Raw genomic sequence first — 3,574 nt, 5'->3', positions numbered from 1 at the left:
TTGTGTTTAAAGATATGCCATCAGGTCAGGTTTGTTTAGGAACTCCTTGTCAACCTCGTTACCCAAGACAGATTAAGATGTAATACCGTTTCACCGAAGTCAGAACTCAGAAGTCAGAAAGTTAGATTTGATAGACTAAAAACTTTGACTGTACAATAATTTCAGGCAATTATTTGACATTTATTAAGGAGCGAAACTATTTGTGACATCCTGAAAGTGAATTGGTATAAGACATTAAATTATTAATCATATTAATAAGGATATAAATCAAGTAAAAATTGACTCAATAGAGAATATTATGTTTTAATGTTATATTGTTTTTCGTTCAGAAAATAACCGATCTGAGGAGTATTATAGTGGTAGAATTCAATAAAAGATTTTCAAAAGTAGTTATTGTGGGGGGAGCTGGTTTTGTTGGTAGAGAAATAATTGTTCAGTTTCAGCCCATAGCCGATAATATTGTTGTGATTGACAATATGCGTACCGGACTCAGAAACAAAAAAGAATTAGAATTAGTTGAACTAATCGAAAATGATATTCGGGACTTGGGAGGAGATTGGCCAAGAGCTTTTAGAGGCGCTGATTTAGTGATTCATCTAGCAGCAAATATTGATACTCCCTGGAGTGTCAAGTACATGAATGATGATTTTAGTCTCAATGCGCTAGGTACAAAAAATATTGTTAATGCTTGTGTAGCAGCTAGTGTTCCTAAAATACTTTATGCTTCCTCAGCAGCAGTTTATGGTGCAGTAACAGAAGACAAACTGCCAATAACAGAAAATATATACCCAGAACCAGCATCTCCCTATGCAAAAACTAAGTTTCAAGGGGAAATAGAGGTATTGGCAGGTGCAAGAACCTATGGATATACAGCACATTGTTTGAGGATGTTCAACATTTATGGTCCCTGGGAAAGTCCGGTAACACTTGATGAGGTTCTTCTATATACACTTTATGTGTTAAAAAATCAAGAAATTTCTATTTTTGGTGAACCTTCAAATCAAGTCAGAGATTATGTTAGTGTAAGTGACATTGCAAGGGCTTATGTATTAGCTGCGCAATCTGAAAAACAAGGAGCATTCTTTTATAATATTGGTAGTGGCAAGGGAACAAATTTTGCTGAGTTGCTAAGTATTATTGAAAATGTAACTGGAATTATACCTCAAACCAAAATACTCCCATTAAGGCCTGGTGAACTGACTAAAAGCTGGGGTATTTATGAGCGAGCCAAGGAAATAATACAATATGAACATCAAGTAAATATTGAAGAGGGAGTTAAACAAATGGTTGATTGGATTAAAAATGCTCCTCAGGAAGTGCTTAATCTATATAAACTTAGCTAAGATTAAAACTATATTAATATTAACAATTCAGGAATTTTTTGATAATTGATATTACTCATTCATATTCTTGTAAGTTGCCACTGCAGAAGGCGAACTACGGTTCAAGTAACGGAATATCCAATACTTAAAAACAGCATCTAAAATCACCGGAAAAGTTGCAATAAACAAGAAATTAAAATCTCTACTTTCTGCTACTCCAAAATGTCTAGCAACATTTTCCAAAATCACTTCCCAACCATGAGGGGAGTGAAACCCTACAAACATATCTGTTAACAAAATCAGAATAAATGCCTTAGCACTATCACTAAGACCATATATTACATCATCCATAAAAGACTTTAAAATCTCAACATCTCTTCTATTAGCAGAAATAATGCCAACAAAAGAAATCAAAGATATCAGGTCACAAAAAATATTTTTAATAGCATTATTACTTCTATTTTTATATTCCGAAGCTATTTCTTGAGCTTTTTCTTCTACTTTATGCTCAATCAATTCTTCTCTTTGAAGCTTAGGTATTTCTGAAACTTCTTTTCCAGCTTCATATAATTCTGGAAATAATTCAGGAGTATGGCCTAAATAAATTTGAAAATGAAGTTCTTCCTCATATTTGCGCAATTCCATCAAAGCTTCTTCTTCCAAGTCGCGGTTAATAAAAATCTCTTCTTGTTGACTAGAGATTGGCATAAAATTATCGACTAAGTAACCCACAAAAGTTATTTTTGATAACTGGTGAATTAGTAGAGGCACTAAAATCAATAGTAAAATAAATCTAACCGAAGTAATAGTCTTAACTTTAGATTTTCTAAATTTCTTAATTACATCTTCTTCAGCTTCTGGGTCTAACTCTTTCTTGATTCTTTTGAAAGTACTTAATAATGAACGGGGTAAAAAGCTAGTTTCAGGTTGATCTCTTTTTAGTGTTTCTGTAGTATTTATAGCAGAATTAGATGATATATTATTAGTAGAATTATTAATATTATTTTGACTAGATATTATAGCTAAAGAAGATGAAGTATCAGGCACTTCTACAATTGAATTAGATTTTTGAATTGGAGATTTTGTTTGTTTACGATATCGACTAGCTACTTCATCAATAAACTCTAATTTTTCCAAAATAATTGATGGTCGATCCTGAAATTCTTGCCGATAATATTTATTGAGTTTATCCTCGCTATCGCCAAACTGATTTTTCTCAAAAATACCTACAACTGAAATACTTGCATTAAACTCAGCTAATCTAGTTTCAATAACTTTTAAATATCGCTTCAATGCAGAATTAAAATAAGACTTAACACTATCACCATAACTAGCTGATGTTAAAGAAATATTTTGACCTTCAAAATGTTGATCTTCAATCGCCTTAATATTGAGGGCGGCATCATAAGCCATATCCAAAGCTCTTTCAGGAGTTTCTCGGAACCACTCATTAGCACTCAGAACAGAGAGTTTAAATTGCTTCCAGGAGTAAATAGCCATATTGATTATTTTCTGATAAGTTCAATCAGCTCGCCACTATTTATTACATTTAGAACTGATAATCTCAAGTTAGTAGTTTAAAGAGCGAGTAATGAACATTTGTATATTTGATAACAAGCAATTTCCACTTAAAAATAATATCTTTTTACTATTATCAACTTAGCTGGTATATTAGCATATTTTTGCTTTTAATGTGAGCATAAATATGATATTCAGCCAAATCATAATTATGTCTATTTCTTCAAAAATATTTAGTTAGGATTTGCGCTCAAAAGTCTTTTAGTAGGGGTAGGAGACAGGAGACAGGAGACAGGAGACAGGAGGAACGGGGAATGAGCGAGGAGGTAGGAGTAAGAATTGTCAATTTGGGATTTTTCTGCCATAGTCAGCCCAAAATACTAGCTTTTTGAGCGTTTTCAACTGAAACAGGCCTACTGCAATTCGAGCCTAAAAATACTCAAACCTTTATGTATCAATACTTTGATAATTAATCAGCTAGCCCTAATTAAATTTAGACAATATTCTCTAAGCGTTCAACTAACTGTTGTGCTTGTATAACCCCTTCTATCTGTTCTACTGGCTGACCATTTTTAAACAAAACCAAAGTCGGCAAAGCTTGAATGCCATACTTTGATGCCAACTGAGGATATTTATCTGTATCAATTTTAACTATCCGCAGTCGATCTTTCATCTTTTGATTGACCTGTTCCAGAATAGGGGCCATTATTTGACAATGGCGCCTATTCTGGCAC

At 33.1% G+C, this 3,574-nt stretch carries 3 protein-coding genes; 1 reads left to right on the top strand and 2 read right to left on the bottom strand.

Annotated elements, in window-relative coordinates:
* The first annotated feature begins 356 nt into the window (after positions 1-356).
* Positions 357-1,343 (top strand): NAD(P)-dependent oxidoreductase, encoded by a 987-nt coding sequence (locus tag F6K13_RS23790; protein WP_161564410.1) that lies wholly within the window; start codon positions 357-359, stop codon positions 1,341-1,343.
* A gap of 51 nt (positions 1,344-1,394) precedes the next feature.
* On the opposite strand, the gene F6K13_RS23785 is transcribed toward F6K13_RS23790, so the two are convergent.
* Both F6K13_RS23785 and F6K13_RS23780 read right to left on the bottom strand, forming a co-directional pair.
* On the bottom strand, positions 1,395-2,822 hold the full coding sequence (locus F6K13_RS23785; protein WP_124144107.1) for a proton extrusion protein PcxA: 1,428 nt from the start codon (positions 2,820-2,822) through the stop codon (positions 1,395-1,397).
* Positions 2,823-3,333: 511 nt separating this feature from the next.
* On the bottom strand, positions 3,334-3,574 hold a 241-nt coding region (locus tag F6K13_RS23780), incomplete at its 5' end, for a co-chaperone YbbN (RefSeq protein WP_287288585.1).

The organism is Okeania sp. SIO2B9, assembly GCF_010672505.1.
Classification (GTDB): Bacteria; Cyanobacteriota; Cyanobacteriia; order Cyanobacteriales; family Microcoleaceae; genus Okeania; species Okeania hirsuta.
The sequence above is the reverse complement of the archived record's forward strand: the minus strand, read 5'-3'. Positions and strand labels throughout refer to the sequence as shown.